This is a genomic window from Tardiphaga robiniae (genome assembly GCF_001618955.1).
In the GTDB taxonomy this organism is placed as follows: Bacteria; Pseudomonadota; Alphaproteobacteria; order Rhizobiales; family Xanthobacteraceae; genus Tardiphaga; species Tardiphaga robiniae_A.
This window is the reverse complement of the sequence record NZ_LVYV01000001.1, coordinates 523,623-548,062: the sequence shown is the minus strand read 5'-3', so window position 1 is coordinate 548,062 and position 24,440 is coordinate 523,623. Positions and strand designations below refer to the sequence as shown.

Annotated in this window: 20 protein-coding genes; 10 read left to right on the top strand and 10 right to left on the bottom strand. The window is 62.6% G+C overall.

All coding sequences use genetic code 11. The features are described from left to right. Nucleotides 1–47: 47 nt before the first annotated feature. Nucleotides 48–2,894 carry a preprotein translocase subunit SecA gene (secA, locus tag A4A58_RS02605; RefSeq protein WP_068729517.1) on the bottom strand — a complete coding sequence of 949 codons (2,847 nt, stop codon included), beginning with the start codon at nt 2,892–2,894 and terminating at the stop codon, nt 48–50. A gap of 369 nt (nt 2,895–3,263) precedes the next feature. Between secA and A4A58_RS02600 the strand changes: the two genes are divergently transcribed. Next, nucleotides 3,264–4,202, top strand: coding sequence for a peptidylprolyl isomerase (locus tag A4A58_RS02600; protein ID WP_068729515.1), 939 nt, complete (start codon nt 3,264–3,266; stop codon nt 4,200–4,202). A 61-nt stretch (nt 4,203–4,263) separates the two neighbouring features. Here the strand turns inward: A4A58_RS02600 and A4A58_RS02595 are convergent, their stop codons facing one another. Continuing rightward, nucleotides 4,264–5,064: an SDR family NAD(P)-dependent oxidoreductase gene (locus A4A58_RS02595; RefSeq protein WP_068729513.1), complete on the bottom strand. Its 801-nt coding sequence runs from the start codon at nt 5,062–5,064 to the stop codon at nt 4,264–4,266. A 122-nt stretch (nt 5,065–5,186) separates the two neighbouring features. On the opposite strand from A4A58_RS02595, the gene A4A58_RS02590 reads away from it, so the two are divergent. Continuing rightward, on the top strand, nt 5,187–6,134 hold the full coding sequence (locus A4A58_RS02590) for a GlxA family transcriptional regulator (RefSeq protein WP_068729511.1): 948 nt from the start codon (nt 5,187–5,189) through the stop codon (nt 6,132–6,134). 285 nt (nt 6,135–6,419) lie between these two features. Here the strand turns inward: A4A58_RS02590 and A4A58_RS02585 are convergent, their stop codons facing one another. Beyond that, a complete protein-coding gene (locus A4A58_RS02585; protein WP_068729509.1) occupies nt 6,420–7,382 on the bottom strand; it encodes an acetyl-CoA carboxylase carboxyltransferase subunit alpha in 963 nt (320 codons plus the stop codon). A gap of 139 nt (nt 7,383–7,521) precedes the next feature. Next, nucleotides 7,522–8,172, bottom strand: coding sequence for a DedA family protein (locus A4A58_RS02580; RefSeq protein WP_068729507.1), 651 nt, complete (start codon nt 8,170–8,172; stop codon nt 7,522–7,524). A gap of 299 nt (nt 8,173–8,471) precedes the next feature. On the opposite strand from A4A58_RS02580, the gene cobS reads away from it, so the two are divergent. From cobS to A4A58_RS02565, 3 genes are all read left to right on the top strand, one after another. Next, nucleotides 8,472–9,479 carry a cobaltochelatase subunit CobS gene (cobS, locus tag A4A58_RS02575; protein WP_068729504.1) on the top strand — a complete coding sequence of 336 codons (1,008 nt, stop codon included), beginning with the start codon at nt 8,472–8,474 and terminating at the stop codon, nt 9,477–9,479. 195 nt (nt 9,480–9,674) lie between these two features. Beyond that, nucleotides 9,675–11,576 (top strand): cobaltochelatase subunit CobT, encoded by a 1,902-nt coding sequence (gene cobT, locus A4A58_RS02570; protein WP_068729502.1) that lies wholly within the window; start codon nt 9,675–9,677, stop codon nt 11,574–11,576. Nucleotides 11,577–11,627: 51 nt separating this feature from the next. Further along, the gene (locus tag A4A58_RS02565; RefSeq protein WP_068729500.1) at nt 11,628–12,680 is read left to right on the top strand and encodes an esterase-like activity of phytase family protein; all 1,053 of its coding nucleotides are present in this window, start codon (nt 11,628–11,630) and stop codon (nt 12,678–12,680) included. Nucleotides 12,681–12,684: 4 nt separating this feature from the next. Here A4A58_RS02565 and A4A58_RS02560 read toward each other — a convergent pair whose 3' ends face one another. The 3 genes from A4A58_RS02560 to A4A58_RS02550 all read right to left on the bottom strand — a co-directional run bounded on the left by A4A58_RS02560 (nt 12,685) and on the right by A4A58_RS02550 (nt 18,021). Next, complete coding sequence (locus A4A58_RS02560; RefSeq protein ID WP_068729498.1) at nt 12,685–15,414, bottom strand: bifunctional diguanylate cyclase/phosphodiesterase; 2,730 nt, start codon at nt 15,412–15,414, stop codon at nt 12,685–12,687. A gap of 125 nt (nt 15,415–15,539) precedes the next feature. Then, nucleotides 15,540–17,030: a sensor domain-containing diguanylate cyclase gene (locus A4A58_RS02555; protein ID WP_068729496.1), complete on the bottom strand. Its 1,491-nt coding sequence runs from the start codon at nt 17,028–17,030 to the stop codon at nt 15,540–15,542. 241 nt (nt 17,031–17,271) lie between these two features. Further along, on the bottom strand, nt 17,272–18,021 hold the full coding sequence (locus tag A4A58_RS02550; protein ID WP_068729494.1) for an SDR family NAD(P)-dependent oxidoreductase: 750 nt from the start codon (nt 18,019–18,021) through the stop codon (nt 17,272–17,274). A 349-nt stretch (nt 18,022–18,370) separates the two neighbouring features. Here A4A58_RS02550 and A4A58_RS02540 point away from each other — a divergent pair, with 349 nt between their 5' ends. Further along, nucleotides 18,371–19,297, top strand: coding sequence for an AraC family transcriptional regulator (locus A4A58_RS02540; RefSeq protein WP_231078897.1), 927 nt, complete (start codon nt 18,371–18,373; stop codon nt 19,295–19,297). Between the two features lie 188 nt (nt 19,298–19,485). Then, the gene (locus A4A58_RS02535; RefSeq protein ID WP_068729488.1) at nt 19,486–20,118 is read left to right on the top strand and encodes an HAD-IA family hydrolase; all 633 of its coding nucleotides are present in this window, start codon (nt 19,486–19,488) and stop codon (nt 20,116–20,118) included. A 243-nt stretch (nt 20,119–20,361) separates the two neighbouring features. On the opposite strand, the gene A4A58_RS02530 is transcribed toward A4A58_RS02535, so the two are convergent. Beyond that, nucleotides 20,362–20,694: a PepSY domain-containing protein gene (locus tag A4A58_RS02530; RefSeq protein ID WP_068729486.1), complete on the bottom strand. Its 333-nt coding sequence runs from the start codon at nt 20,692–20,694 to the stop codon at nt 20,362–20,364. A 244-nt stretch (nt 20,695–20,938) separates the two neighbouring features. Then, entirely contained in the window at nt 20,939–21,112 is a 174-nt protein-coding gene (locus A4A58_RS31625; RefSeq protein ID WP_283804889.1) for a DUF2283 domain-containing protein, read from the bottom strand. Between the two features lie 131 nt (nt 21,113–21,243). Between A4A58_RS31625 and A4A58_RS02520 the strand changes: the two genes are divergently transcribed. The 3 genes from A4A58_RS02520 (at nt 21,244) to A4A58_RS02510 (ending at nt 22,934) form a co-directional block, all read left to right on the top strand. Continuing rightward, on the top strand, nt 21,244–21,687 hold the full coding sequence (locus tag A4A58_RS02520; RefSeq protein ID WP_068729481.1) for an SRPBCC family protein: 444 nt from the start codon (nt 21,244–21,246) through the stop codon (nt 21,685–21,687). Between the two features lie 60 nt (nt 21,688–21,747). Further along, nucleotides 21,748–22,401, top strand: coding sequence for a dihydrofolate reductase family protein (locus A4A58_RS02515; RefSeq protein WP_068729479.1), 654 nt, complete (start codon nt 21,748–21,750; stop codon nt 22,399–22,401). Nucleotides 22,402–22,667: 266 nt separating this feature from the next. Then, nucleotides 22,668–22,934 (top strand): hypothetical protein, encoded by a 267-nt coding sequence (locus tag A4A58_RS02510; RefSeq protein ID WP_349509570.1) that lies wholly within the window; start codon nt 22,668–22,670, stop codon nt 22,932–22,934. Nucleotides 22,935–24,064: 1,130 nt separating this feature from the next. On the opposite strand, the gene rpmB is transcribed toward A4A58_RS02510, so the two are convergent. After that, nucleotides 24,065–24,367, bottom strand: coding sequence for a 50S ribosomal protein L28 (gene rpmB, locus A4A58_RS02505; protein ID WP_068729474.1), 303 nt, complete (start codon nt 24,365–24,367; stop codon nt 24,065–24,067). Between the last annotated feature and the right edge of the window lie 73 nt (nt 24,368–24,440).

The following is a 24,440-nucleotide window of genomic DNA, read 5'->3' as shown; positions in this document are numbered from 1 at the left end:
TGAACTATCCGTTCAAGCCAACAGCAGCCCCGCTCGCCCAACTCGCCTTACGCATACCGCCCGTGGCAATGCTTGAACTTCTTGCCGGAGCCGCAGGGGCAATCTTCGTTGCGGCCGACCTTGCCCCAGGTGTCCTGGTTGTTCGGATCGCGGGCGGCGGCGGGCTGCTGCTGGCCCATCGGTGCCAGCGCCGCATTGGCGAAGGCCATTTCGTCCTCGCCAGTGTTGTAGTCGAGCTTGTGCGCCTCCATGACAGGCAGCTCGGGCTGCACGTCCGGCGGCACGATTTCGACGCGCATCAATTGCGCGGTGACGGCCTCGCGCAGGTTGGAGATCATGGCTTCGAACAGGTTGAAGGCTTCCGCCTTGTATTCCTGCAGCGGATCGCGCTGGCCGTAGCCGCGCAGGCCGATGACCTGACGCAGGTGATCCAGCATCACCAGATGCTCGCGCCACAGATGATCCAGCGTCTGCAGCAGGATCGTCTTCTCGACGTAACGCATCACGTCGGGGCCCCACTGGGCGACCTTCGCGGCCATGTGCTCGTCGGCCTTCTGCTCGATACGGTTGAGCAGCTCTTCGTCGGCGATGCCTTCTTCCTTGGCCCATTCGTCCACCGGAAGATCGAGGTCGAGCACGCGCTTGAGCTCTTCCTTCAGGCCGGCCACGTCCCACTGCTCGGCATACTGGTTTTCCGGCACGTGCTTGGTGACGAGGTCCTCGACGAAGGCGCGGCGCATATCGTTGACGGTCTCGGCGACGCTGTCGTTCTGCATCAGATCGACGCGCTGCTCGAAGATCACCTTGCGCTGGTCGTTCTGCACGTCGTCATATTTGAGCAGGTTCTTGCGGATGTCGAAGTTGCGCGCTTCGACCTTCTGCTGGGCCTTTTCAAGCGCCTTGTTGATCCACGGATGGATGATGGCCTCGCCCTCCTTGAGGCCGAGGCGGGTCAGCATCGTATCGAGACGATCCGAACCGAAGATGCGCATCAGGTCGTCTTCCAGTGACAGGAAGAACTTGGACCGGCCAGGGTCGCCCTGACGTCCGGAGCGGCCGCGGAGCTGGTTATCGATGCGGCGCGACTCATGGCGCTCGGAGCCCATGATGTAGAGGCCGCCGGGCTTCTCGACGGTCTTGGCCGGCTTGCTGCCCTTGGCGGGCTCGATCTCGACCACTTCCTTGGCGTTCAGCACGATTTCGCGGAAACGCTCGATCTCGGCCTTGATCTCGGCGATCTTGGCGGCCTTCTCGGCCTCGTCGGCGATATCGGCGGTTTCGATCTGCGCGCGCATCTCGACCGAACCGCCGAGTTTGATGTCGGTGCCGCGGCCGGCCATGTTGGTGGCGATGGTGATGGCGCCGGGGACGCCGGCTTCGGCGACGATATAGGCTTCCTGCTCGTGGAAGCGTGCATTCAGCACCGCGAACAGTTTCGCCGGCTTGCCGGAACGCGCGGCCGCATAGAGCTTGTCCATCGCCTTCGGCTTGGTGAAGTCGATCAGCTTGTAGCCGTTCTTCAGCAGATACTCGCCAAGCACCTCGGACTTTTCGATCGAGGCGGTGCCGACCAGCACCGGCTGCATCCGCGCATTGGCGCGCTCGATCTCGGCGAGGATGGCGGCGTGCTTCTCGTCCTGGGTGCGATAGACCTCGTCGTCCTCGTCCATGCGGCCGATGCCGACATTGGTGGGCACTTCGACGACTTCGAGCTTGTAGATGTCGAACAGTTCGTCCGCTTCGGTCAGCGCCGTACCGGTCATGCCGGCCAGCTTCTTGTACATGCGGAAGTAGTTCTGGAACGTGATCGAGGCCAGCGTCTGGTTTTCCGGCTGGACCGTCACATGTTCCTTGGCTTCCAGCGCCTGGTGCAGGCCTTCCGAATAGCGGCGGCCCTGCATCATGCGGCCGGTGAATTCGTCGATGATGATCACTTCGTCGTCGCGGACGATGTAGTCCTTGTCGCGGTTGAACAGCGAGTGGGCGCGCAGCGCCTGATTGATGTGATGCACGACGGAGACGTTCTCGACATCGTACAGGTTCTCGCCCTTGAGCTGGCCGGCATCGCGCAGCAGGGTTTCGATCTTCTCCATACCGGCTTCGGTCAGCGTCACGGTGCGCTGCTTCTCGTCGACCTCGAAGTCGGTGGTCTTTTCGAGCTTGGGCAGGAAGGTGTCGATGGTGTTGTAGAATTCCGAGCGGTCGTCGAGCGGGCCGGAGATGATCAGCGGTGTACGCGCTTCGTCGATCAGGATCGAGTCGACTTCGTCGACGATGGCATAGAAGTGCTTGCGCTGGACCATGTCCTCCAGCCGGTACTTCATGTTGTCGCGCAGATAATCGAAGCCGTATTCGTTGTTGGTGCCGTAGGTGATGTCGCAGGCATATGCCGCCTGACGCTCGGCATCGTCGAGGCCGTGCACGATCACGCCGGTGGTGAGGCCCAGGAACGAGTAGATCTGACCCATCCAGCCAGAGTCGCGCTTGGCGAGGTAGTCGTTGACGGTGACGACATGCACGCCCTTGCCGGCGAGCGCGTTGAGATAGACGGCGAGGGTGGCGACCAGTGTCTTTCCTTCGCCGGTCTTCATCTCGGCGATGTCGCCCTCATGCAGCACCATGCCGCCGATCAGCTGGACGTCGAAGTGACGCTGGCCGAGGGTACGCTTGGCGGCTTCGCGGACGGTGGCGAAAGCGGGAACGAGCAGATCGTCGAGGGTCTTGCCGGCCTCTAACTGCGCCTTGAACTCGGCGGTGCGCGCTTTTAGCGCATCGTCCGACAGCGCCGCGACCTCAGGTTCCAGCGCGTTGATCGCGGCAACGCGCGATTGATATCCCTTGACGCGGCGGTCGTTGGCAGAGCCGAAGAACTTGCGGGCGAGCGCGCCGATCATCACGAAATCCTGTCTTTAGCAATGCGGCCCGAAGGCCGTGGAATGGTGCAGCGGTCGCCCAGCCTCGTCATATCCAAAGTCTGTGGCGGATTGCTGTCTGGACCCCGGTGCGGGAGTGCCAAAAAAGCAAGACCCCGGGAGATGAGTGGGAGCAGGGCAATCAGGGGTTCAATGACCACGGCGCGGCCGAAATCGCGCCTTCGCCACCGGCCCGGTCGGGGAGAGATATGGCCCGTGTGGGGGGTTGTCAACGGCGCGAACCTCTCAAGGATTTCATCATTTTGACAGAGTTTTCGCGTTGCCAAGACGGTACGTTTGGGAGAGTGTCCGCCGTCCCCAACAGGCTCTTATCCGAGATAAGGATTTTCCATGACCTTCGTATCGCTCGCCCTGACGCCGGGCCTGCGCCCGGGCCGCACCCTGGCTGCCCTGACCGGCGCTGTTGCGGTGGCCTTCCTCACCAGTTTCCCGGTTTACGCGCAGGACGCCAATCCGGTCCTCGCCAAGGTCAACGGCCAGGAAATCCGCCAGAGCGACGTCACCATTGCCGAGGAAGAGCTCGGCCCGAGCCTCGCCCAGATGGATCCCGCGACCCGGAAGGACAATGTGCTGTCGTTCCTGATCGACATGAAGATCGTCGCCAAGGCTGCCGAGGACAAGAAGATCGCCGATCGCGACGACTTCAAGTCCAAGCTGGCCTTCGCTCGTAACCGTCTGCTCATGGACAACCTGTTGGCCGTCGAGGGCAAGGAAGCCCTGACCGACGACAACATGAAGAAGGTCTATGAGGACGCGGCCAAGCAGATCACCGGCGAAGCCGAAGTCCATGCCCGCCACATCCTGGTGGAGAGCGAGGCCGAGGCCAAGACGGTCGCCGACGAGCTGAAGAAGGGCGCCGATTTCGCCGAACTCGCCAAGAAGAAGTCGAAGGATCCGGGCGCGGCTGATGGCGGCGATCTCGGTTTCTTCACCAAGGACCAGATGGTGCCGGAATTCTCCGCGGTCGCTTTCACGCTGGAACCGGGCAAGATCTCGGACCCCGTGAAGTCGCAGTTCGGCTGGCACATCATCAAGGTCGAGGAAAAGCGTAACCGCAAGGCGCCGGAATTCGACCAGGTGAAGCCGCAGATCGAACAGTATGTCGTGCGCAAGGCGCAGGCCGACTATGTCACCAAGTTGCGTGAAGGTGCCAAGGTCGAGCGCATGGACCAGGCTGCTGCAACGCCTGCTCCGGCGGCACCCGCCGCGCCTGCTGCCAAGGACGCGCCGAAGCCGGCCGACAGCAAGATGGCCCCGGCGAAGAAGTAATTCTGGAATTGAAAAGCCCGCCCTCTGTCGAGAGGGCGGGCTTTTTGCTGCCTGAAGACGACTATTGCGTCACGTGGTAGCGCGGCGCGGGCGTCGCATGACCGAATTTGGTCGAGAGCGCGCGGCGATCAGCTTCGAAGCGGGTCCAGTCGGCGCCGTCCTGCAGGCCCGGAATGGTGACGAGCTCACCCTGATCGAGGCCGGCCAATGCAGCATCGACCATATCGTCGGCGCGCATCACTGTTGCCTGATCCATGTTCTGGTGCGGATAGCCCGCGATATCCCAGAACTCCGTGGCCGTTGCGCCCGGCAATACCGCCTGCACGCGGATGCCCTTGTCGGCCAACTCATGCACCAGCGAATGGCTGAAGCTGAGCACATAGGCCTTGCTGGCGCCGTAGACGCCGTTGAGGATTTCGGCGCCGATACCGACGATCGACGAGATATTGATGATCGTGCCTTTTTTGCGCGCGACGAAGCCGGGCACGGCGGCATAGGTCAGCCGTGTCAGCGCGGTGACGTTCAGCGTGATCATGTCTTCCATCTTGCCGACATCGGCATTGAGCAACGGTGCCACCGCGCCGACTCCGGCATTGTTGACCAGCATCGTAATGCTCGCATCGTCGCGCAGCGCGGCTTCGACCTTTGCCAGATCGGCCTTGTTGCCGAGATCGGCGGCCAGCGTGCGGACCGATCGTCCGGTCTCGCTGGTCAGTCGCTTGGCGAGGGCCGCCAGGCGGTCCTGGTTCCGCGCCACCAGAATGAGATCATAGCCGCGCCTGGCCAGCCGGTCCGCATAAACGGCGCCAATGCCCGTCGAAGCGCCCGTAATCAGTGCCGTGCCCTGATGTGAAATCGTCATTGTCGTTCTCCTGAATGCTGTCGGCCGCAGCGGCCGTGTCAGGAAACCTAGCCTTGCGCGACCTTGTCTCAAATGTCATATAAGCGGCGTTTTAGGACGTCTTGTTCTGAGGGAGCGAACACATGCAGCGCATCGGCCTTGTTGTTTCCCCGGGGTGCTCGCCCATCAGCCTTGCGGCGATGTCGGTCTTTGAACTGGCCAATATGCTGACCGATCCGCCCACCTACGATCTGCATGTGTTGTCGGAGCGGGGCGGTCAGGTCGGTACCTCGCTGGGCATGAGTTTGACCACCGAACCGTTCAATGCGGCTGATGCCTACGACACGCTGATCGTTGCCGGCGGTCTAACGGTCGAATCCGCGACGCCCGGCCTGATCGATTTCGTGCGACGGGCGCCCAAACATGCGCGGCGTGTTGCATCTATCTGTATCGGCGCCTTCGTGCTCGCTGAAGCCGGCATTCTCGATCAACGGCGCGCGACCACACACTGGTTCTATGCGCGCGACATGCAGAAGCAATTTCCGAAAGTGAAGGTCGATGAAGACCGCATCTTCGTGAATGACGGTCCGGTCTGGACATCGGCCGGCATGACCGCGGGCATCGATCTCGCACTGGCGATGGTCGAGGCCGATCTCGGCGAGGACGTCGCACGCAACATCGCGAAAAAGATGGTCGTGTATCACCGCCGTGCCGGCGGCCAGTCGCAGTTTTCCGCGCTGCTGGAATTGGCGCCGAAGTCGGACCGTATCCAGAAGGCGCTCGCTTTCGTGCGGGACAATCTGCAGAAGCCGTTGACGGTGAATGATCTCGCCGATGCCGCCAGTCTCAGCCCGCGCCAGTTCAGCCGTGCCTTTCATGCCGAGACGGGGCAGTCACCTGCAAAGGCCATCGAACATCTGCGGCTGGAGGCCGCGCGGTTGATGATGGAGCAGAGCCGGCATCCCATCGACACCGTCGCGCAGCAGACGGGGTTTGCCGATCGTGACCGCATGCGCCGCGCATTTCTGCGCGCCTATGGCCAGCCGCCGCAGGTGATCCGCCGAAATGCGCGGTCTCAGATGGACGCGTGAGCAGAGAAGCTCTTCGCTTCCCCTCTCCCCCAGCGCGGCAAAGCCGCGCGCCGCGGGAGAGGGTGCCTGAGCGCAGCGAAGGCGGGAGAGGGCTCTTTCTAAAAGCTCTGTCCTTCCGGTTCGCACCACCCCCTCTCCCGTCTCGAACGCACTGTCGTGCGTTCGATCCACCCTCTCCCACCTTCGCGGCTGCGCCGCGCGGGGGAGAGGAGATCAGAGCTCCGCTGCAAATAAAAAGCCCGCCGTCTTAACGAAGGCGGGCTTCTTGTTTGCCTGCCGACGGCTTCAGCCGATCTTGCGGCCGATATCCAGAAATTTCTGCCGGCGCTGCTGGCGAATAGTCGCCGCGTCCATGCCGCGCATGTCGTTGAAAGCCTGGGCGATGGCGTTGCCGGTGGCGGCGATCATGGCGGCGGGGTCGCGGTGTGCGCCGCCCGGCGGCTCTTTCAGGATGGAATCGATGACGCCGAAACGCAGCAGATCCTGCGCGGTGATCTTCATATTGGTCGCGGCTTCCTGCGCCTTGGATGAGTCGCGCCACAGGATCGACGATGCCGCTTCCGGCGAGATCACGCTGTAGATGGCGTGTTCCAGCATCAGCACCTTGTTGGCGGTGGCAATGGCGATGGCGCCGCCCGAGCCGCCTTCGCCGATGATCACAGCGACATTGGCAACGCCAAGGCCGAGGCAAGCATCGGTGGAGCGCGCGATGGCTTCAGCCTGGCCGCGCTCTTCGGCGCCGATGCCGGGATAGGCGCCGGCGGTATCGACCAGCGACAGCACCGGAATGCCGAAACGATCCGCCATCTCCATCAGGCGCACCGCCTTGCGGTAGCCTTCGGGGCGGGCCATGCCGAAATTATGCTTGAGGCGGCTCTCGGTAGTGTTGCCCTTTTCCTGGCCGAGCACGCAGACGCTCTCGCCGCGGAAACGGCCGAAGCCGGCCACCAGCGCTTCGTCCTCGCCGAATTTGCGATCGCCGGCGAGTGGCGTGAATTCGGTGATCAGCGCTTCCACGTAATTCATGCAATGCGGGCGCTGCGGATGTCGCGCGACCTGGGTCTTCTGCCACGGCGTCAGATTCGCATAGAGCTCGTGCAGCGCCGCGACGGCCTTGTCCTCGATGCGCACGATCTCCTCGCCGATGTCGCTGCCGCTGGCGGCCAGCGTGCGCAATTCATCGATCTTGGAATCCAGCTCGGCAACGGGCTTTTCAAAGTCGAGATAGCTGCGCATGGGCTCGGACATTCACTGGATATGGGAAGGACGGACGGCGGGCGAAACTGCCGGTGCAGGCTTTTCAAGTCAATCGGGGCTGCAAGTCAAGCCGCGAAGGCGTCATTTACTCTGAAAAATCAAAGAGATATTTCAACGTTCAAAAGCCTTTTTATGACGTTTCCATTGCTGTGTTGCGCTTGCGGCGATGCCACCACCAGATGGTGGCGCCGGCCAGCACGGCCGTCACGATCACAGCCTGAATCCAGTAGTGTTTGGCCTGACCTTCGAGGCCGGCGATGCCGCCATAGCGGTCCAGCACCGATACTGCGAGTACGCCGGGCAGCACATGCGCCGGCGCCCAGAGCAACGCTGCGGGGATGTTCACCGCATAGAATTTCGCCGGTGCGGTCCCCAATGCGCCGGCTATGACAGGCACGAAAGCGCGGATCGGCGGCACGAAGCGGCCGAGGAACACGGCCAGCGTGCCGAAGCGGTGAAAGAACGCCTCGCTCTGCGCCACCACGCCCGGATAATTCGACAGCGGCCATGTGTCGAGCAGTTGCCGTTGCCGGACATGCCCGATCCAGAATGCGCTCCCATCACCGAGTACGGCGCCCGCCACGGCGGCCACCAGCACAGCCACCAGGCCAAGATCGCCAGACGGAATCAGGGCGCTCAGCGCCAGAATGACCGTGGTGCCTGGGATGAATGTTCCGAGCACCGGCACGGCTTCCAGCAAGGCGGCGAGGAAAATAGTGAGGTAGCCCAGCCAGGCATGCGCGGCGACAAAATGGGTCAGGGAATCGATGAAGGACGTCACGAAATTCCGATCCGGCGCGGGGTGCTTCAGCCAACTGTGACAGCATATATGATTGAAATGGCCGGCCGCGCCGTTCGATCCCCAAATACCGCTGCAAATTGATCGACCTGGAGCATCGGCTGATTCGCAGGGCAGACTTCCAAAAATTGCCGTTAGAACCTATCTCGATGATAACATTCGGGAACTTTGATGAAGAGCTGGGCTTTGTCCAGCCGCGGCTCTCTGATACGTTCCACAAAGCACCCCATCCGCAGCCATTACTAGACTGGTTTCGGGATATCCGGGACCACGGAGGATTGATGACCGCCGCCTCGACCAAACTGCAAGAAAAGACCGACGCGTTGATTGGCATTCCCGACAAGATGGTGTCGGTGCGCAAATTGTTCGGCATCGATTCCGACCTCGAAGTGCCCGCCTTCTCCGAATCCGATCCGCATGTGCCGGACACCGATCCCGACTACCGGTTCGATCGCGCCACCACGCTCGCCATTCTCGCCGGCTTCTCGCGCAACCGCCGCGTGATGGTCACGGGCTTCCACGGCACCGGCAAATCGACCCATATCGAGCAGGTCGCCGCCCGCCTCAACTGGCCCTGCGTGCGCGTCAATCTCGACAGCCACATCAGTCGTATCGACCTCGTCGGCAAGGACTCCATCGTGGTCCGGGACGGCAAGCAGGTCACCGAATTCCGTGATGGCATTCTGCCCTGGGCGCTGCAGCACAATGTCGCGCTGGTGTTCGACGAATACGACGCGGGCCGTCCGGACGTGATGTTCGTCATTCAGCGCGTGCTGGAAGTCTCCGGTCGCCTGACGCTGCTCGACCAGAACAAGGTGATCAAGCCGCATCCGGCGTTCCGTCTGTTTGCGACCGCGAACACGATCGGTCTCGGCGATACGTCGGGCCTCTATCACGGCACGCAGCAGATCAATCAGGGCCAGATGGATCGCTGGTCGATCGTCACCACGCTGAATTATCTGGCGCATGACGAGGAAGTCGAGATCGTGCTGGCGAAGGCCAAGCACTATCAGAACCCGGAGGGCCGCGACATCGTCAACAAGATGGTGCGCCTCGCGGATCTCACGCGTAACGCCTTCGCCAATGGCGATCTGTCGACGGTGATGAGCCCGCGCACGGTGATCACCTGGGCCGAGAATGCCGACATCTTCAACGATATCGGCTTCGCGTTCCGCGTTACCTTCCTGAACAAGTGCGACGAACTCGAGCGTCCGCTGGTCGCCGAATTCTATCAGCGCTGCTTCAATGCAGAGCTGGCGGAAAGCTCGGTGAATGTGGCGCTGAGCTGATCTCCGCTGATCTTACTTACTTCCCCTCTCCCCTTGCGGGAGAGGGTGCCTTCGCGAAGCGAAGGCGGGAGAGGGGACAGCGCTCCGGTTTGCTGCAGGCCCTCTCCCGTCTCGAACCCGCTTCGCGTGTTCGATCCACCCTCTCCCGCCAGCGCAGCTTCGCTGTGCCCGGGGAGAGGGAAGAAAGCGACAGCGATGAGCACGACGACGACCAACAAATTCCGCCCCGGCTCCAAGGAAGCGCCGACCGAGCCGTTCAAGCGCGCGGTGACGTCGTGTTTGCGTGCAATCGCCAAAGCGCCGGAGCTTGAAGTGACCTTCGCAGCCGAGCGGCCGGGTCTCTCACCGGGCAAAGCCCGTCTTCCTGAACCCGCGCGAAAAATGAGCAAGCGCGACGCCGCCATCGTGCGCGGCCACGCGGATTCGATCGCGCTCAAACTCGCCTGTCACGATCCCAAGGTTCACCGCAAGCTGATGCCGGGCAATCCGCAGGCGCGCGGCGTGTTCGAAGCCGTCGAGCAGGCCCGCGTGGAAGCGCTCGGGTCGCGCCGCATGGCCGGCGTGGCGAAGAACCTCACGGCGATGCTCGACGATCATTTCCATCGCGGCAAGTTCGACGAAATCACCGACCGCGCCGATGCGCCGCTGGCCGATGCGCTGGCGATGCTGGTGCGCGAGCGCCTGACCGGCATGGCGCCGCCGGCCGCCGCGAAGAAGATGGTCGATCTCTGGCGTCCGATCCTCGAAGACAAGATCAGCGATCGCCTCGACCAGCTCGATCGGTTCGCGGAGAACCAGGCCAAGTTCGGCGATGCCGTGCATGACCTGCTGTCGGCGCTGGAGCTCGGCGACGATCGCAATGCCGAGCCGGATGACGAGGAGAGCGAGGACGACGAGCGCCAGGGCGAGAACGATCAGGCCGGTGCCGAAGGCTCGCCGGAGAGCGACGCCTCGCAGGAGATGAGCGCCGATCAGGCTCAGCAGTCGTCCGACGAAATGTCCGACAGTTCGATGGAGAGCGCACAGGCCTCCGCATCGGACACGTTCGACGAAGACGGCGAGATGGGCGACGACGAGACGCCCGGCGAAGCCACGCGTCCGAATTCGCGCGGCGCGAACGAGCCGCGCGGTCCCGAATATCACGCCTTCGCGCCGAAATTCGACGAGGTCATCGCGGCCGAAGACCTCTGCGATCACGACGAGCTCGAACGGCTGCGCTCCTATCTCGACAAGCAGCTCGCACATCTGCAGGGCGTGGTCGCACGCCTCGCCAATCGGCTTCAACGTAAGCTCATGGCGCAGCAGAACCGCGCCTGGGACTTCGACCTCGAGGAAGGCATCCTCGATCCCGCGCGCCTGTCGCGCGTGGTGACCGACCCGCATCATCCGCTGTCCTTCATGCATGAGAAGGAAGCGACGTTCCGCGATACGGTGGTGACGCTGCTGCTGGACAATTCCGGTTCGATGCGCGGGCGCCCGATCACCGTGGCTGCGACCTGCGCCGATATTCTCGCGCGCACGCTGGAGCGCTGCGGCGTCAAGGTGGAAATCCTCGGCTTCACGACGCGCGCCTGGAAGGGCGGGCAGTCGCGTGAGGCGTGGCTCGGCGCCGGCAAGCCGGCCAATCCCGGCCGCCTCAACGATCTCCGCCACATCATCTACAAGTCGGCCGATGCGCCGTGGCGCCGCGCGCGCAAGAATCTCGGTCTGATGATGCGCGAAGGACTGCTCAAGGAGAATATCGACGGCGAGGCGCTCGACTGGGCGCACAAGCGCCTGCTCGGCCGCCCCGAACAGCGCAAGATCCTGATGATGATCTCCGACGGCGCGCCGGTGGACGACAGCACGTTGTCGGTCAATCCCGGCAACTATCTGGAGCGGCATCTGCGTCACATCATCGAAGAGATCGAGACCCGCTCGCCGGTCGAACTGATCGCCATCGGCATCGGCCACGACGTGACGCGCTACTATCGCCGCGCCGTGACCATCGTCGACGCCGAAGAACTCGGCGGCGCCATCACCGAGAAGCTGGCTGAATTGTTCAGCGAGACGGCGGGGCCGGCACCGACCCATGGTCGGCGACGCAAGACGCATTAGGCTTTACAGGATGGGTCTTGCTTTGCTCTACCCATCCTCCAGGGCCATCGCTTGACCGCTCATCTCACCCGTCGTCACTTCCTCACAGTGGCTGCTTCAGCAGCCGCGCTGCCGTCGCTTGCCCGTGCGCAGCCCGTGCTGGTGCCGGCAACGCCATCGGCGCGTGCGCCGGTGTCGATCGAGATCGAAGCGCGGCCGATCCCGGCGTTCGATACGCGCGACCGCGCGCATACAAGGTTTGGATCGCTGCAATATCGCAGCGGATTGGTCCTGACGTCGAGATACAAGGACTTCGGCGGCATCTCCGGTCTTCGCCTGGATGACAAGGGCGAGGGTTTCATCGCCATCAGCGACAAGGGTAACTGGTTCACCGGCAAGATCGCCTATAGCGGCGATGCCATGGTCGGCATTGTCGATGTCGAGGCGGCGCCGATGCTGGGCGCCGATGGCAGGCCGATCACCGCGCGCGGCTGGTACGATACCGAGTCGATCGCGGTGGACGGACCGACGGTCTATATCGGCCTCGAACGCGTGCATCAGATCCTGAAATTCGACTTCGGCCGCGATGGCGTGCGCGCCAAAGGCGAGCCGATCCCGCAGCCGCCGGGCATGCGCAAGCTGCCCAGCAATGGCAGCCTCGAAGCGCTGGTGATGGTGCGCAAGGACAGGTTCAAGTCTTCGCCGCTGGCCGGCATGCTGCTGGCGATCTCGGAGCGCGGGCTCGACAGCGCCGGCAACATCTCGGCCTGGATCATCGGCGGCAGGGCGCCGTCGAGCTTCTCGGTCCGCCGCACCAAAAATTTTGATATCAGCGATGCGGCGCTGCTGCCATCCGGCGATCTGCTGCTGCTCGAACGCAAGTTCTCGCTGTTCGGCGACACCGGCGTCCGCATCCGCCGCATTCCCCTCGCATCGATCGTGCCGGACGCCGTCATCGACGGTCCCACCATCTTCGATGCGGATCTCGGCTACGAGATCGATAATTTCGAAGGGCTCGATGTCCATGTCACGCCGGAGGGCGACACGGTGCTGACGCTGATCTCGGACGACAATTTCTCGATGCTGCAGCGAACACTGTTGATGCAGTTCACGCTGCTGGAATAGGCGGTCAGGCTGCCGCCTCGGCCTTGTTGGCCTGATGCGCGATCAACAGATCCCGCAATTCTGCTGCGGGTCTGGCGGCGCTGAACAGATAGCCCTGCATCTCGGTGCAGCCGAGCGCGCGCAGTAGCTCCTTCTGCCTAAGCGTCTCGACGCCTTCGGCTGTCGTCGTCATGTTGCGCGAGCTCGCGATATTGACCACGGCCTGCACGATCGAGGACGACCCCTGTGCATCGGCGATATCGGTCACGAAGCAACGATCGATCTTGATCTTGTCGAACGGGAAGCGCTGCAGATAGCTCAGGCTCGAATAGCCGGTGCCGAAATCGTCCAGCGCAATGCGCACGCCGATCTCGCGCAGCCCGTGCAGAATTTCCAGTGCGGTTTCGTCGTCGCGGATCAGCACGGCCTCGGTGATCTCGAGTTCGAGCCGCCGCGCTGGCAGTCCGGACGCGGCGAGGGCGGAAGTCACCTTCAGCGCTAGTGACGCGCAGCGGAACTGAACCGGCGAGACATTGACCGCCACCCGGACGTCGTCGGGCCAGCTGGCAGCCTCGGCGCAGGCGGTGTTCATCACCCATTCGCCGAGCTCATTGATGATGCCGATATCTTCGGCGACCGGAATGAATTCGGCCGGGGAGATCATGCCGCGTTCGGGATGACGCCAGCGCAACAAAGCCTCGCAGCCCACGATGGTGTCGTCGCGCAGCGTCAGCAGCGGTTGATAATAGACTTCGAAGCCGCCTTTGGCGAAGCCGCCATCACCGGCCGCGTGACGCAGTTCAAGCTCCAGCGAGCGACGGGCCTGCACCCGCGCATCCATTTCGGGCTCGAAGAAACGGAAAGTGCGGCGGCCGTCGGCCTTGGCGCCATACATCGCAAGGTCGGCGTTCTTCAGCAGCGTATCGAGGTCTGCGCCGTCGCGCGGCGCCAGCGCGATGCCGATCGACGCGTCGGTGAGCAGGCTATGGCCGAGACAATCGAATGGCTGGCGGATCGCATCATAGATGCGGCCGACAAGATCGGTGATGTCGGCATGGGACTCGACGCCGGTCTGCACGATGGCGAATTCGTCGCCGCCGAGCCGCGCCACCACGTCGGAGCCGCGCACGCAGGCACGCAGCCGCAGCGCAATGCCCTTGAGCAGTTCGTCGCCGACGGGATGGCCGAGCGAGTCGTTGATGCCCTTGAATTCGTCGATGTCGATATAGAGCACCGCGCATTGCGCGCCGCGCGCGACGCGCTTCAATTCGCGTTCGAGCTCGTTGCGGAACAGTGTGCGGTTCGGCAGGTCGGTCAGCGCATCGTAATGCGCCAGATGCGCGATCTTCTCCTCGGCATTGCGCCGCTCGGTGATGTCTTCATGGGTCGCTACCCAGCCGCCATCGGCCACCGGCCGCGACGAAATCTGGATGGTGCGGCCATCGGCGGTCTGCATGATCTGGATGTGCGACCGCCCGACGTCGCGCAACACTTCCGCCACATAGGCGTCAACGCTGCCAGCGAAGGAGCCCGTTTCCTTGCGATGTGCGATCACGTCGCGGAACGTACGGCCGGGTACGATGACCTCGCGCGACAGTTCGTACATATCAAGATAGCGCTGATTGCACACCACCACGCGCGCCTGCGCATCGAATAGCAGCAGGCCTTGCGTCATGTTGTTGATGGCGGTGTCGAGGCGGTTCTTCTCCAGCGTCATCTGCAACTGCGCTGCACGGCTCTGCCGCTGGATGTGACGGATCATCAGATAAAGCAGGCCCGCCAGGATCAGGGCCGACAGCGACGCGAGGGTTACGAGAAATTTGGTCTGGTCGCGCCAGTTGGCCAGTGTGCCCTCCACCGTCGTGGTTGCGACCAGCGCGACCGGAAAGTTTTGCAGCAGTCGGATCGAGCCAAGGCGATCGATATTGTCGATGGGGCTGACGGTGCGGATGGTCGCTGGCGCGTCGCTGAAGCGCAGGTGCTGCAGCAGCGGGCCGCTATTGAAAACCTTGCCGATCGACGAGGGCGTCTGCGGGTAGCGCGCCAGCAACGTGCCATTGCGGTGGAACATTGCGATGGTCCCGTTCTCGCCGAGCGAGACGGAGGCAAAGAATTTTTCGAATTGCTGCGGTTCGACGCTGCGCGTCACGATGCCGAAGAATTCGCCCTTGGGCCCCGTAATGCGACGTGCGAACAGCGTCTTCCACCGGCCGGTGATGCGGCTCAGGACGGGCTGCACGATCTCGTCGTCCTGGGTGAAGGTCTGCGATTTGAGTTTCTGGAAATATTCACGGTCGGCAAGCACCAGATCCGGTCCGGGCCAGGCTCCTGTCCAGTTGACCAGACGGCCTTCGGCATCGAGCACGGTGATGTCGTTGGCGAATTCATCATCCAGCTTCGACTTCAGCATCATGTGGGATTCGTAGCTCGACATGCTGCTGGCAAAGCTGTGGACCGACATCACGCCATTGGCGAGAAGATGAGCCGTGAGGCTCTTCTGGATGCGCTGCAGATCCTGGAATTGCTGATCGAAATGCCGGCTGAGCAGCAGCACGGTGTTTTCAAGTTCGCGGTTGGAATTGTCGATCGTGCGCTGACGGAAATTGTTCACGGTCATCGCCGTGCCGGCAGCAATGGTGATGATCAGCACGGCGCCAACGAGCACGAGCCAGCGCACCGGCGCGCGACGGGTCGTCGAGCGCCCATCGCCATGTTCGGCGGAGCCCGGCGCTGAAACGCGCACGTCGTTCGTCATTCGCCTCCCCAGCAGCCGCATGGATCCCTACCCCTCGTGCATAGGAATACCCGGGCAAGGGTGGAAGACGCGTTAGGAAGTCAGGTGAACTGCGGGTTAATTACAACCGTACAAATGGTATCATGTTACGCAGCAAGGCTTTTCTGCCGCGGTGCGACCGGCCATGTCTGGTTACGGCCATGCGCCTTGGCCGCATAGAGCGCACCGTCGGCATCGCTGATCAGGTCGTTCGACGTGGTCAGCGATGACGGCACGAAACACGCTGCACCGACGCTGATCGTCGTCGTGGTCATGCCGTCGCGCTCGAGATGGCCCACCTCGATGCGAATCCGCTCGCCGAGTTCGATGGCGTCGGCAAGAGAGAGGCCCGGCAGGATCAGCGCGAATTCCTCGCCGCCATAGCGCGCGGCGCAATCGCTGGCGCGTTTGGCATGCCGGGCAATGCTCCAGGCGATCCCGCACAGAACGAGGTCGCCGGCCTGATGGCCGAAACTGTCATTGAAGGTCTTGAAGTGGTCGGCGTCGATCATCAGCAGCGAGATCGGCGCGCGGGTGCGCTGGGCGCGCTGCCATTCCTTTTCCAGCACCACATCGAAATGGCGTCGGTTGGCGAGGCCGGTGAGGCCGTCGGTCATGGCGAGGCGTGCCATCCTGTCTTCCATCTTGCCGCGCTTGCCCATCTCGCGCGCCAGGATCAGCATCAGCGCACAGGCGATCAGACCGAGCGCACCCATGGCGCCGCCGATCTGCAGCGCATCCTTGCGCCATTGGCCGAAGATCACGTCGGTGGATCGCCCCACCATCACGATCAGCGGATGCGCGCCTTCACGCCAGACGAACAGCCGCTCGATATCGTCATTGGAGGCGCGCCCCACATAGGAGCCGGAGAAATAGGCCAGTGCCTTCTGCACGCCGCGCATTTTGCTGACGTCGCGGCCGATCACGTCCATGTCGAACGGCGCACGCATGACGATGACGCCATCCTGCCGCAGGACAGTGATGATGTCGGCGGGTTCGAGCTGCAGGCGATCGACCATCTCGTGGAAATAACTGTAGCGGATGAAGCCGGAGACGACGCCGATGAAAGTCCCGTCGCGGGCTGCAATACGGCGGCTCAGCACGATGCCGTAATGGCCCTGATGCAGCATCGGCTTGGAGATATAGAGGCCGAACAGCGGATCGCGCTTGTGCACCTTGAAGAATTCGTCATCGGCGAAATTCTGCTGCTTCGGATCCAGCGTCGACGAATCCAGCGTCACGTTGCCGGCCACATCCATCACCTGGATGGCGCCGAAATGGCGCGCGGTGGCGGCATGGTCGAACAGGATCAACTGCCGCATCGGCCGCGAGATCTCGACCAGCTCCGGCGATGTCATGTTGCTGACCACATTGCGCAGCGACAGATCGTAAAGTTCGACATTGCGGGCGACATCGGCATCGATGCTGGAGGCGAGGTTGCCGAGCGTCTGGTGCGCCAGTTTCTCGTCGCCGCGCCGCATGCTCATCAGCACGCTGCCGCAGATCGCAGTGAATCCGACAACGACGATCGCCGCAGCGGCCAGCAGCCAGCGCGGGGAGATCCGGCGGGTCGTCTCGGATGTATTACGGGCCAGCATTGGCTTTCGTCGATCAAAAAGGACTGCGTTACAATTACCGACGCATAGCATCAGAACCGGTAATTCTTTGACAGCTACGCGGTGATCAACAGTTTCGTTTCGCCGTTTTGTGACGGGCGGTTAATAGGATGTGAATAAAATTCGCAGGCTTTGGTCGGCGAATGCGCAAAAAGAAATGTGGGCGTGCCGCGCAGGCACGCCCACAACGTCAGTAGGAACCTGGAAAGCCGGTTTCCCGGCGTTACCGCATGGCGCCGGCCACCATGATGTCGCGGCCGGAATGATCAGCGTTGTCGTCGCAGGTCAGCGCCACGGCGATGTCGGCGATGCCTTCGGTTAAGTGATTGCGCGCAGCGGGCAGGGCAATGAACTGCCGGTTGCGCACGCTGCCGTCGAGCACGTCGATGGCGGCGGGTTCCTCCGGGCCGAGCATGCCGGGCGCGATGGTGCTGACGCGGACATTGCGCGTGCCATAGGCGCGCGACAACCCGCGAGTCATGGCATCTATGGCGGCGTCGGCGCCGGGGTCCGGCATCGATGCGGGCGCTGTCGGAATCCCATCGAGCGCGGTGAGATTGACGATGCTGCCGCCGGCGACGCCGAACATCCGCACCGCCTCCTGGCACAGCAGCATGGCGCCGAACACCTTCAGCTCGCGCTGCCGGTGCAACTCGTCCTCGGACACCACGTCCGCCACCTCGCTGCGCGCGAGGGCGCCGTTGTTGACGAGAATATCGAGCCGGCCGAAGGTCGCTGCGATTTCCTCATAGAGCCGCCGCACGTCCGGCCAGCGGGCGATGTCGCCCTGCACGGCGATGGCGCGGCCGCCGCGCCACACGATTTCGGCGACGACGCGCGCCGCGCCGCGGGGATCGTCCGCGTGATGCACGATCACCGCCGCGCCTTCCGCGCCGAAGCGCCGCGCAATGCCCGCGCCGATGCCGTCCGCGGCGCCGGTCACAAGCGCAACTTTTCCTGCCAGTCTGGTCATGGCATGTCCTTGAATTGGGATGATGTCTGTCTTGATCGTCAGTCGTATGCGTAGATTTTGAGGCGGAATCGATCCGGGCGTGATCGCGCCCCGACAACAGTCTGGACGCGCAAGGCGGGGAGTTCGACCCGATACCCGTATGGCCTGGCAGATCCGAGGCCCGCGGGCGGCTCGCCGATCTGCTCTGTGGCTGGTGCTGTTATCGCAAACGCAGGCGCGTCGGCGTTAGCGCGATCCTGCATCTGTTTTGCACAATCCTGCAAAAGTGATCCCGCAGCCATTTCCCCGCCACGGCACTGCACCTAGATACACCTCGGCATAAAAGGCCTGCCGCTTGAGGGGGTTGCGTGTGACCGAGACGATTCGTGAGATTGCCGACATCATTGCCCGTTACGCCGCCAATGGCAGCGACCATCCGACCGGCCTCGCCAGCCTCTATCTGAAGCGGCAGACCGAGCCGACGCAGCTCGTGCATACCGCGCAGTGGCCGTGTTTCGGCCTCGTGGCGCAGGGCGCCAAGCGGCTGCAACTGGGCACCGAGACCTATACCTATGCCGCCGGCGATTATGTGCTGGTGTCGCTCGATTTGCCGATGTCGTCCTGCATCGTCGAGGCCTCGGAAGCGCAGCCGCATCTCGGCATGGGCTTTGCGATCGATCCGCAACTGTTGAAGGAGGTGCTCGGCCGGTTCGGCAACGGTCATGCCGATGCGCCCGCGCATCCGCAGCTTCCCGAGCGCGGCGTCGTCGTCGCCAAGGCCTCCGCCGATTTGCTCGACGCCACGCTGCGGCTGCTCCGCCTGCTCGACCGGCCGCAGGACATTCCGGTGATGGCGCCGCTTTTGGAGCAGGAGGTGCTGTATCGCCTGCTCGTCGGCCCCTATGGCGCACGGCTGCGGCAGATCGCGCTGGCCGAGAGCCCGAGCAACAAGGTCGCCAAGGCGATCTCCTGGCTGCGCAGTAATTATGCCAGCCCGCTCCGCATCGAGGATCTCGCCGACCGCGTCGGCATGAGCGAATCGTCGCTGCATCACAATTTCAAGACTGTCACCGCGATGACGCCGATGCAGTATCAGAAGCAGCTTCGTTTGCACGAGGCGCGCCGCCTGATGCTGGTGGAGCGGCTCGATGTCGGCAGCGCCGGCTATGCGGTCGGCTATCAGAGCCCGTCGCAATTCTCGCGCGAATACGCCCGCCTCTACGGCCAGCCGCCGATCCGCGATGTCGGCAGTGCGCGCGGTCCGGTGCTCGGAGGCGAGGCCCGCGTCGCGGGGTAGTGGCTTTCTTTACCTCGCCCCGCCTAGCGAAGCTTCGCTTCGCGCGGGCGGGGAGAGGTCGGCGCGAAGCGCCGGGTGAGGGGGACTTTCCCCACGCGCGGAGATCAAGTACCCCCTCACCCCAGCCCTCTCCCCGCAAGCGGGGCGAGGGAGCGCACGGCCGGTGCGCGCAACAATAAGGGGCGGGAATGATCTCTGCGGTGATCTTTGATTTCGGCGGGGTGATCACCTCCTCGCCCTTCGAGGCCTTTGCGCATTACGAGCAGAGCCATGGCCTGCCGAAGGACATCATCCGCCGCACCAATGCGGACAACCATTTCGAGAATGCCTGGGCGAAATTCGAGCGCGCCGAAATCGATCTCGCCACCTTCGATGCGCTGTTCGCCGCCGAGTCCAAGGCGCTCGGCGCCGAAGTGCCGGGCCGCGATGTGGTCAAGCTGCTGAAGGGCGAGATCCGCCCGGAGATGGTCGAGGCGCTGCGCCGCATCAAGGCGGCGTTCAAGACCGGCTGCATCACCAACAACCTGCCGGCCAACGCCATGGGCTCCACCGACGGCCGCGCGCTGTACGTGGCCGAGGTGATGGTGCTGTTCGATCACGTCATCGAATCCGCCAAGATCGGCCTGCGCAAACCCGATCCGCGCATCTACACGATGATGACCGACAAACTGGCCGTCGATCCGAAAGCCTGCGTCTATCTCGACGACCTCGGCGTCAACCTCAAGCCCGCGCGCGACCTCGGCATGACCACGATCAAGGTGACATCCGCCGCGCAGGCGCTGGCCGAACTGGAAGCCGCGACGGGATTGAAATTGACTTAATCTCTGCGAAGCGACGCGCGGACAGTAGTGTCCCCTCCCCCCTTGCGGGGGAGGGTCAGGGAGAGGGGTAGCCACGGACTCGGTAGCTTGGGCAACCCCTCTCCCGGCGCTACGCGCCACCCTCCCCCACAAGGGGGGAGGGGACGATGAACACGCGCAGCCGCGCTTCAATCGCAACCTCGCACTACACACAAAAAACAAACGGCGCGCTCATCGCGCGCCGCTTGCTCACTTCCCACCCGATCAGATAATCGACCGATCCACATGGCGCACTTCGCCGGTGCGCGCATCGATGTCGACCTGGATCCATTTGCCGTATTGATCGCGGCCCTCGATCTCCCATTCGTTGTCGTCGAAATGGGTGTTCTGCACCGTCACCACGCCGATTCCCGAAGCGATCGCCAGCGCATCCTGCAGCGTCAGCGGGCCGGATGGCACCACCACGGCGGCTCGCGGGGCGGGCTGCCGCATATAGACGTCAGCGGCGAAGGCCGGCGCCGCGACGCCAATCGCGCCCGCCAGTGCCAGCGGAAGCAAGGCCTTCGAAAATACGGCCTTCTTCAAAATCTGTTGCATCGAAATCTCCTCATCTGTCCCACGCGCCGCATGCGGCGCAACCGGGTTAAGAACGGTGCACGCTGCACTGCGTTCCCGGAGGAAATGAGGCGATTTGGTGCGGGAAAAGCGGTGATGCGCTATACTGGCAGCAGCACATCAGCACTCTCACGAATGAGATTTTTGGTCGAGGTCAGTGATGACAAAGAAAGCTGGCAAAGCGTTGGTGAAAAACCGCAACGTCCGCGGGTGAGGGGCCCTGCGCTTACTCTGCTGCGCTCACCGCTGGCAGCGCGAACGTCTCGATTCGCGTGAGGTCGCGCTTGCCGGATGCCTGATCGATATCGAAGCCCACCACATCGCCGTTGGCGTCGAGATCGACCACCAGCCCTGCGACGATTTCCCGGCTCGCGGCGCCGGGCGCATCCTTCAGCGCGATATAGAGACTGTCAGGATTTTTATTCCGCTGAGATGTCGGGGCCTGGCGGGCCCGTTCGTCATGGATGTATCGGGCGGCGGAAGCTGCCCGCCGGACGACAACCGAAGTAACCGAGCCACAGGAAGAAGCCCATGCCCAGCACGATCCGTCTGCATCGCGTTATTGCCACCAAGCCCGAGAAGCTTTACCGCGCGTTCCTCGAGCCTGACGCGATTGCGAGCTGGCTCCCACCCTACGGATTCACATGCACCGTCCATGAGCTGGATGCGAAGGTCGGTGGCCATCACAGGATGTCATTCCGGAACTTCACCACGGGCGGCAGTCACTCCTTTGGCGGGACCTATCTGGAGCTCGTTCCCGGTGAGCGTCTCGTCTACACCGACCGCTTCGATGATCCCAACCTGCCGGGCGAGATGAAGGTCACGGTGACGTTGAAGGCCGTGTCTGTCGGCACGGAGGTGAACATCGAGCAGCAGGGCGTGCCCGACGTGATCCCCGCCGAGGCCTGCTATCTCGGCTGGCAGGAATCCCTGCGCAAGCTCACGAAACTCGTCGAGCCCGAGATCAACCAGTAGCGCCGTCGCTTCCGGAACGGTTTAAGGAAACGCGACCAACAGCAGGAAGGAAGGCCAGCCATGTCACTCGCCCGTGTCCAACATGTCTCCGTCTCGCTCGACGGTTTCGCCACCGGCGAAGGCCAGAGCCTTGACGCGCCATTCGGTCACGCCGGCGAGCGGCTGCACCAATGGATGTTCGCGACCCGATGGGGTCGCCAGATGCTCGGCCAGCCCGGCGGCACGGCGGGCATCGACGACGCGTTCCTGCGGCTGTTCGCGCCCGGGATCGGCGCCGAGATCATGGGCGCCAGGAAGTTCGGTCCTCCCACATGGCATGAGGATCCGGACTGGAAAGGCTGGTGGGGTCCCAACCCGCCGTTCCATACGCCGGTCTTCGTCCTCACCCATCATCCGCGCGCATCGATCGACATGGAGGGCGGCACGGTGTTCCACTTCATCGACGCCTCGCCTGCCGAGGCCCTTGAGACGGCCCGCGAGGCTGCGGGCGGCAAGGACGTGCGCATCGGCGGAGGTCCCACCACGATCCGCGACTTCCTTGCCGCCGGGCTCGTCGATCACATGCACATCGTGGTGGTTCCGATCCTGCTCGGCCGCGGCGTGCGCCTGTGGGATGGCGTGGAGGGTCTTGAGAAGGACTACGAGATCGAGACGACATCCTCTCCCGGCGGGGTCGCACACATGACATTCGCTCGAAAGCACAAACCGCTATGAGAAACTGCGCCAGAAACCGATCCCAAAATGCCATGTCGTCGAACTGCCGAAGGCGTTCGGTAACGGCGCGATCCACGACATGAGGAACCCTGTGATCGGAATATTCGTAAAGCACCTAAGGTCACGCCGGGGCAAGCTCGGGAGGCCGGGGCTGGCTGGCGCGATGTGCGGAAACTGCAATGTTGCAATGCGGTAATGAACTGTGCAGTGCAGCAAAAGAAGTCTAGGCTGCCTCGTTCAATCCTACGAGGAGATTAATAGTGAAGATGACCTTATCGATCGCCGTTACGGCCGTGATCTCGATTGCGGGTGGCTGCGCCGGCTTCGCTGCGGAGTTGCCGACCTATGGATCGGCGGGTTTGCCGATATCGGCGGTGCAGGTTCGAGTGCTGGGAGCTGCGAACGTCCAGGAACAGTCGGCGGCGCCAACCTCCACGGCGTCTCTGCATCAGCTGAGAGTTCTGGCACCGCGGACGGAAATGACGACCGCGACGGCACCAACCAGGACCGAAACCGCTCGCTCACTTCGTTGACCGGCACCTCGTACCGATATCGCCGCGTCTTCGCGGCGGGTGAGGTGGCTCATGACAGACGGGCGATCCATCTGCTCAATGTTACCAATCCCGTGATATCTCTATCAGACGAGAGGTTCGGGATGGACCTCGACAGCTAAAAAACCAACTAACAAAGGGCGCGAGAAAGCGGGCGATGACGGCCGGCAAAAAGGCCGGGACAACACGCGTGACAAAGAGCAACACCCGCCTGAGCCTGGAGCTGCTGGAAACGGTGCGTGACATGCACGCCGGCGGTGTTCCGGCCAGACCTCTGAAGCCACTCACGACGAGCTGCAGAAGATTATCAATCGTCGAATTGATACGAGGTATTCAACCTCGGAGGAAATTACGCTGAAACAGCACATGGAACAGCTAAAGGTGCTGTACTCTGAACGTGCGAGCAACAGCCCATTGTTGGCCAACATATCCCGAATATTCGCGCTGGGTCATCTCGACGATGATGACGAAGACAACAACTACAACGCGTTCGTGAAGAGGGCCATTAACATCAAGAAGTCGATAGGTCCGTGACCTTTATGATCTCAACTTCATAGCCGAAGCCCTCAAGCAGAGACTTGAGAGGGCTAACGGTGTCTGCAAGATCGACGCCAATGGGAGCTACAAGGCCAAAAAAAAGCTCGGGGAAATCAACTCGCGGAAGCATGGATTTACTCGGGGCGATTCACATCTCGTAAAGGAGATGTTAGGACAATTGAAAATCTGATTTGAAAGCGTTGTCCCAATGTCACGAAAGCGATCGGCAAGAAGTTCCACGGAAGAATTCTCCGAGCCCAAGTCGGACTCTCCCGTGATGGCAAACGCAATTCGAGCTGACGTGTTTGATGACTTCATCGAAGAACAACTCCAGCGGAGTAGTTCAGACGAAGGCAGCTTCGAAACTGACGTTATTTGCCACGTGTACTAATTTGCCTCTCTCTACCTTAACGGTTGGGGGTTCAACTTATCCGTTTTGGTAGAGCCTGCAAGTTTTGCCCGCGGGGCGATGTACGTAAGACTTTCGTTGCAGCTCTCAAACGCAAAAACGGCCGGATCTTGCGATCCGGCCGTTTTCAAATTTCAGTCCGCTCAATGCGAGCGGCAGGTCAGGCTCAGGCCGCGACTGCTGCGGTTTCGGCCTTCTTCTTTTCGATGGCGCGCTTGAGCAGCACGGCCTTCTGGGAGAGTTCGCTCTCCTTCGCCTTGATCAGGTAGGCGTCGAAGCCGCCGCGGTGATCGACCGACTTCACGGCATTGGTCGAGACGCGCAGGCGCACGCCGCGGCCGAGCACGTCGGACAGGAAGGTCACATTGACCAGGTTCGGCAGAAACCGGCGCTTGGTCTTGATGTTCGAGTGGCTCACCTTGTGGCCCACCTGGGGGCCCTTCAGTGTCAGTTCACAGCGCCGAGACATGGCGAAAATCCTCTGTCATCCCCGCAGCTAAAAGGCGAAGAGCCCAAAGCCGGGCAGGGGGTCAAAAATCACG

Coding starts and splice junctions, on each gene's coding strand:
- secA (WP_068729517.1), bottom strand. CDS start 2,894: ATGATCGGCGCGCTCGCCCGCAAGTTCTTCGGCTCTGCCAACGACCGC.
- A4A58_RS02600 (WP_068729515.1), top strand. CDS start 3,264: ATGACCTTCGTATCGCTCGCCCTGACGCCGGGCCTGCGCCCGGGCCGC.
- A4A58_RS02595 (WP_068729513.1), bottom strand. CDS start 5,064: ATGACGATTTCACATCAGGGCACGGCACTGATTACGGGCGCTTCGACG.
- A4A58_RS02590 (WP_068729511.1), top strand. CDS start 5,187: ATGCAGCGCATCGGCCTTGTTGTTTCCCCGGGGTGCTCGCCCATCAGC.
- A4A58_RS02585 (WP_068729509.1), bottom strand. CDS start 7,382: ATGTCCGAGCCCATGCGCAGCTATCTCGACTTTGAAAAGCCCGTTGCC.
- cobS (WP_068729504.1), top strand. CDS start 8,472: ATGACCGCCGCCTCGACCAAACTGCAAGAAAAGACCGACGCGTTGATT.
- cobT (WP_068729502.1), top strand. CDS start 9,675: ATGAGCACGACGACGACCAACAAATTCCGCCCCGGCTCCAAGGAAGCG.
- A4A58_RS02560 (WP_068729498.1), bottom strand. CDS start 15,414: ATGACGAACGACGTGCGCGTTTCAGCGCCGGGCTCCGCCGAACATGGC.
- A4A58_RS02555 (WP_068729496.1), bottom strand. CDS start 17,030: ATGCTGGCCCGTAATACATCCGAGACGACCCGCCGGATCTCCCCGCGC.
- A4A58_RS02550 (WP_068729494.1), bottom strand. CDS start 18,021: ATGACCAGACTGGCAGGAAAAGTTGCGCTTGTGACCGGCGCCGCGGAC.
- A4A58_RS02535 (WP_068729488.1), top strand. CDS start 19,486: ATGATCTCTGCGGTGATCTTTGATTTCGGCGGGGTGATCACCTCCTCG.
- A4A58_RS02530 (WP_068729486.1), bottom strand. CDS start 20,694: ATGCAACAGATTTTGAAGAAGGCCGTATTTTCGAAGGCCTTGCTTCCG.
- A4A58_RS02520 (WP_068729481.1), top strand. CDS start 21,244: ATGCCCAGCACGATCCGTCTGCATCGCGTTATTGCCACCAAGCCCGAG.
- A4A58_RS02515 (WP_068729479.1), top strand. CDS start 21,748: ATGTCACTCGCCCGTGTCCAACATGTCTCCGTCTCGCTCGACGGTTTC.
- A4A58_RS02510 (WP_349509570.1), top strand. CDS start 22,668: ATGACCTTATCGATCGCCGTTACGGCCGTGATCTCGATTGCGGGTGGC.
- rpmB (WP_068729474.1), bottom strand. CDS start 24,367: ATGTCTCGGCGCTGTGAACTGACACTGAAGGGCCCCCAGGTGGGCCAC.